The organism is Blastococcus sp. SYSU D00820, assembly GCF_054050695.1.
In genome coordinates, this window is sequence record NZ_JBJGZW010000043.1 from 1 (window position 1) to 5,264 (window position 5,264).

Sequence of the window (5,264 nt, forward strand, 5' to 3'; positions counted from 1 at the left end):
GATCATCCCCAATTTAACTAATCACGCAACCCCCACCACCCACGCCCCCCCCGCCGCGCGGCGCGCCGCCCCCCCCCCCGCGGACGCCGGGAGGCTACCGACCGGACGGGGGCCGGTCGGACCTTCACGCGGCGGTGGCGGCCTCGAGGATGTGCTCGCGGACCGCATCGGTCGCCAGCCCGTGGGTGTCGATCCAGCGGCTCACCCGCCCGCCGGAGATCACCCCGACCCGGTCGCAGCACTCGGCCAGCTCGTCGGGGTCGACCGACACGACGACGACCGACGCGCCGTTGGCGGTCGCCTCGGTGAGCAGCTGGCGCACCTGCTGCCGGGCCCGTACGTCGAGCCCGCGGGTGGGCTCGTGGAGGATGACGACGTCGTCCTCGGCCGAGGCCATCCAGCGCGCCAGCGCGAGCTTGTGCTGGTCGCCGCCGGACAGCGCCCCGAACACCGTGCGGATGCTCAGGGTCTTCACGTCGAGGCTGTGCACGGTGCGGATGACGCCGCGCAGCTGCGCGATCTCCGTGCGCAGGTCGGTCAGGGCGCCCCAGGGCTCGTCGGTGAGCGTGCGGGCGATCGTCTCGCCGGGGTCGACCCCGTAGGCGTCCTCGTCGGGGCTGTAGGCCGGCAGGCGCAGGATCGGCGCCGGTTCCTCGGGCGCGGTGGCCCGGGGCTCGCCGTGCAGCACCACCTCGTCGCTGATCGCCGGCAGCTCCCCGGACAGGGCCTCGGCGATCTCCCGGACGCCGGAGGAGCGGTGCCCGGTGAGCCCGATGATCTCGCCGCGGCGCAGCTCGAGGTCGACGCCTTCCACGTGGCCGGGGACCCGCAGGTTGCGCACCTGCAGCACGACCTCGCCGTCGCCGAGGTCGGGGCGCGGCACGGCGTCCTCGGGGCCGGAGCCGGTGGTCCGCGGCTCCGCGCGGGGCACGGGCAGCGGCGTCCCCTCGATGGTGGCCGCTGCCAGGCGCACCGGGTCGAGCGACGCGCTCGGGGCGTCGAGGGCGATCCGGCCCTCGCGGAGCACGAGCACCCGGTCGACGACCTCGAGCATCTCGGGCAGGCGGTGGCTGATGTAGAGCACGCCGCGGCCCTGCCGGCGCAGCCGGTCGGCGACGGCGTGCAGGCCGGTCACCTCGGCCGGGAGCAGCGCGGCCGACACCTCGTCGAGGACCACCAGCCTGGTGTCCTCGGCGAGCATGCGGGCGATCTCGACCAGGCCGTAGACGAAGGAGGGCAGCGCGCCCACCAGGGTGTCGGGGTCGATGTCGAGGGTCACCTCCGACAGCAGCACCTGGGCCTGCCGGCGCAGCTCCGCCTGCGGCCGTCCCGCCTTCGGGGTGCCGCGGAAGACGGCCTGGGCGACGGTCAGCTCGGGGTCGATCCGGATCAGCTGCTCGACCACCCCCACGCCCAGGTGCCGGGCGTCCTCCGCCGACAGCGGGGCGTAGGCGTGGCCCATCAGGGTCATCAGCCCGGAGTCGGGAGCGGTGATCCCGGCAAGGATGTCGCCGAGGGTCGACTTGCCGGCACCGTTGGCGCCGACCAGGCCCACGATCTCGCCCTCGGCGATGCTGAAGGAGACGTCCCGCAGGACGCGGCGTGCCCCGAAGGACCTGGTCAGGCCCTCGACCTGCAGCAGCGTCATGTGGAGGCGGCCTCCCCGGGACAGGCCCCGGCCAGGGGCCGGAAGACCGTGGATCGAGCGTCCCCCGTGACGCATCGTTACCCCCCGGATTCTATCCGCGCGGCCGATCCGCGCCCGTCGACCGGCGAGTCGCGGCCGACCAGCCGTCGGACAGCCGGCGCCCCCTGGCTCAGGCCGTCAGCCAGGCCGCGGTGTCGGCGGGGAGGACGCCGTCGGCCAGGTCCCCGCTGGCCAGCAGCACCTCGCCCGCGGGCAGCGGCACCGGCGCGGCCGACAGGTTGACCAGGCAGACCAGCCCGCCGGGGCGGCGGAAGGCCAGGCAGCCGTCGGGTGCCGGCAGCCACTCCAGGCCGTCGCCGGCGAACGCCGGAGAGCTCGCCCGCAGCGCGAGCGCGCGTCGGTACAGCGACAGCATCGAACCGGCGTCCGCGGCCTGGGCCTCGGCGGTCAGCGCCGCCCACCCCTCCGGCATCGGCAGCCACGTGTCGGGCGTCGTCGAGAAACCGTAGGGCGGCTCGCTGCCCGACCACGGCACCGGGATGCGGCAGGCGTCGCGGCCCCGCTCGGTGTGCCCGGAGCGCTCCCAGATCGGGTCCTGCAGCGCCTCGTCGGGGAGGTCGACGTCGGGCATGCCGAGCTCGTCGCCGTTGTAGAGGTAGGCGACGCCGGGCAGGGCCAGCTGCAGCAGCGCGGCGGCCCGGGCGCGGGTGGTGCCGACGGTGCCGTCGCCGTAGCGCGTGACGTGCCGCGGCCGGTCGTGGTTGGACAGCACCCAGCAGGCCGGCGCGGGCGTGCCCTCGACGGTGGCCAGCGAGTGGGTGATGGCGGCGCGCAGCTCGTCGCAGTCCCAGTCGGCGGTCAGCAGCTTGAAGTTGAACGCCAGCTGCAGCTCGTCGGGGCGCAGGTACTGGGCCAGCCGGTCGTCGTCGGAGACCCAGACCTCGCCGACGGCCATGCGGTCGGGATACCGGTCGAGCACCGCGCGGATGTGCCGGTGCACCTCGTGCACGCCGTCCTGGTCGAACCGGTGGTCGCCGGGGCCGTGGTCGTCCAGGAGGCCGGTGTCCTCCATCGGCAGCATGTCGGGCAGCCCGTCGGGCTTGGCCATGCCGTGGGCCACGTCGATGCGGAAGCCGTCGACGCCGCGGTCGAGCCAGAAGCGCATCGTCTCCTCGAGGTCGGCGATCACCTCGGGGTTGCTGAAGTCGAGATCCGGCTGCTCAGGAGCGAACAGGTGCAGGTACCACTGCCCGTCGGGCACCCGCGACCACGCCGGGCCGCCGAAGACCGACGGCCAGTTGTTCGGCGGCTCGCTGCCGTCGGGCCCGCGGCCGTCGCGGAACAGGTAGCGGGCGCGCTCCGGCGAGCCGGGCGCGGCCGCGAGGGCGGCCTCGAACCACTCGTGGGCGTGCGAGCTGTGGTTGGGAACGAGGTCGACGGTCACCCGCAGCCCCAGCGCGTGCGCCTCGGCCAGCAGCCGGTCGAACTCGGCGAGGTCGCCGAAGGCCGGCTCGACGTCGCGGGGGTCGGCGACGTCGTACCCGTGGTCGGCCATCGGCGAGGGGTAGAACGGCGTGATCCACAGCGCGTCGACACCGAGGTCGACCAGGTGCGGCAGCCGGGCGCGGATGCCGGCGAGGTCGCCGACGCCGTCGCCGTTCCCGTCGGCGAAGCTGCGGATGTAGACCTGGTAGAAGACGGCGTCGCGCCACCAGTCGGGTCCGGACGTGCGGAACGGGCTCACGGAGCTCCTCGTGTTCACGGGCGTTCACGGCCACCCTCCAGGGGCCCGCGCCGAGCCTGCGAGGCGTGGGGAGGAGGGTGGCCCTTCAGCGGTTCTGCATGCTGTGCGCGGCCATCTCCAGATAACCCCAGAGCGTGGCGTCCTGCTCGGGGGAGAGCTCCAGGGAGTCGACGGCGTCGCGCATGTGCGCCAGCCAGGCGTCGCGCTCGGCCGGGCCGATGGCGAAGGGGGCGTGGCGCATCCGCAGCCGCGGGTGGCCGCGCTGCTCGGAGTAGGTGGTCGGGCCGCCCCAGTACTGCTCGAGGAACCCGCGCAGGCGGATCTCGGCGCCCTCCCAGTCGTCCTGGGGGTAGAGCGGGGCGAGCACGGGGTCGGTCCGGACGCCGGCGTAGAAGCAGGCGACCAGCTTCTCGAACACCGGCGCGCCGCCGACCTCGTCGTAGAAGGTGCGGGCGGAGGGCAGGGACCGGCTCACGGGGTGCTCGCTGCGGAGTCCTGGGTGCGCACGTAGGACAGCAGCGGCGCGACGACCGCGACCATTCCCAACCCGCCGGCGAGAGCCACCACAGCGCCGGCCGACAGCCCCTCGGCGGCCAGGCCGGCGGCGAGCGCGCCGACCCCCTGGACGCCGTAGAGCCCGCTCACCGCGACACCGAAGGCGCGCCCGCGGTAGGCCGGGGGCACCGCCTGCACGAACGAGACGTTGAGCGGGATCACCCACGCCCCGCCCAGGCCGGCGACGAACATGAGGGCCACCACCAGCGCGTACGCGCCGCGGCCGGGTCCACCGAGGGTGACGACCAGCCCGGCCAGCAGCACCGGGGCCAGCGACAGCATCACCAGCGCCGGCACCAGTCGCTCGCGCCGGTCGGGGGCGACGAACCGGGCCAGCACCAGCCCACCGATCGTGGAGCCCAGCGGCGCCGCGCCCAGCAGCAGGCCGGCCTGCGCGGCCCCCTCGCCCAGCTCGAACACCAGCGGCGTGGCGATGCCCTCGGCGGCGTTGCCGAACAGCGTGCCGACCCAGACGAGGACGACGATGCCGAGCAGCCGCGGCGTGTGGCGGATCAGCCGCAGCCCCTCGCCGGTCTCCCGCCACAGCGACCGGCCCCGGTGCCCGTCGGCCGGTTGGCTCGGGGCGGGCCGCCGCTGCAGCCGGGCCCACAGCCACAGCGCCGAGAGCGCGAAGGTGCCGGCGTCGAGCAGCAGCACCACCGACGGCGACAGGACGGCGATCAGCGTGCCGGCGAGCACGAAGCCGACCACCTGGGACACCTGCAGGCTGATGTTGGTCAGCGAGGTGGCGACGGCGTAGCGGTCGCCCTCCAGGACGTCGGCCATGAGCGCCGAGCGGGCCGACTCGAACGGCGGCGAGCCCAGCGCGACGAGCAGCAGCAGGGCCAGCAGCACCGGCAGCGGCGTGCCCGGGATCGCCATGCCGGCGACCAGGAGCGCGCGCAGCGCGTCGGTGACCACGAGCACCCGGTGCCGCGGGAAGCGGTCGGCGAGGGCGGAGAGCACCGGACCGCCGAGCAGCCAGGGCAGGTAGCTCAGGGCGAAGGTGAACGCCGACAGCAGCGGCGAGTCGGTGCGCTGGTAGACGAGGACGGTGAGGGCGACGCGGGCCAGCTCGTCGCCGATGGTGGACAGCGCGAAGCTGCCGAACAGCGGGCGGAACTCGCGGACGGCGAAGACCTCGCGGAACGTCGCCGGCCGCTCGCGCACGCGGTCCCGGGGCACCGTGCCGGTCACCGTTGCCCGGCGCCGGGGGGGGGGGGCGGGGGCGGGGGGGGGGGGGGGGGGGGGGGGGGGGGGGGGGGGGGGGGGGGGGGGGGGGGGGGGGGGGGGGGGGGGGGGGGGGGGGGGGGGGGG

At 75.4% G+C, this 5,264-nt stretch carries 4 protein-coding genes; all 4 read right to left on the reverse strand.

Annotated elements, in window-relative coordinates; all coding sequences use genetic code 11:
• Positions 1 to 124: 124 nt before the first annotated feature.
• Positions 125 to 1,648, reverse strand: a complete 1,524-nt coding sequence (locus ACI79R_RS23895; protein ID WP_456576187.1) for an ATP-binding cassette domain-containing protein — start codon at positions 1,646 to 1,648, stop codon at positions 125 to 127.
• Positions 1,649 to 1,817: 169 nt separating this feature from the next.
• Entirely contained in the window at positions 1,818 to 3,392 is a 1,575-nt protein-coding gene (locus ACI79R_RS23900) for a glycoside hydrolase family 13 protein (protein ID WP_456576188.1), read from the reverse strand.
• Positions 3,393 to 3,477: 85 nt separating this feature from the next.
• On the reverse strand, positions 3,478 to 3,867 hold the full coding sequence (locus ACI79R_RS23905; RefSeq protein ID WP_456576189.1) for a globin: 390 nt from the start codon (positions 3,865 to 3,867) through the stop codon (positions 3,478 to 3,480).
• A complete protein-coding gene (locus ACI79R_RS23910; RefSeq protein ID WP_456576190.1) occupies positions 3,864 to 5,132 on the reverse strand; it encodes an MFS transporter in 1,269 nt (422 codons plus the stop codon). Before ACI79R_RS23910 ends, ACI79R_RS23905 begins: the two co-directional genes overlap by 4 nt.
• Positions 5,133 to 5,264: the final 132 nt, after the last annotated feature.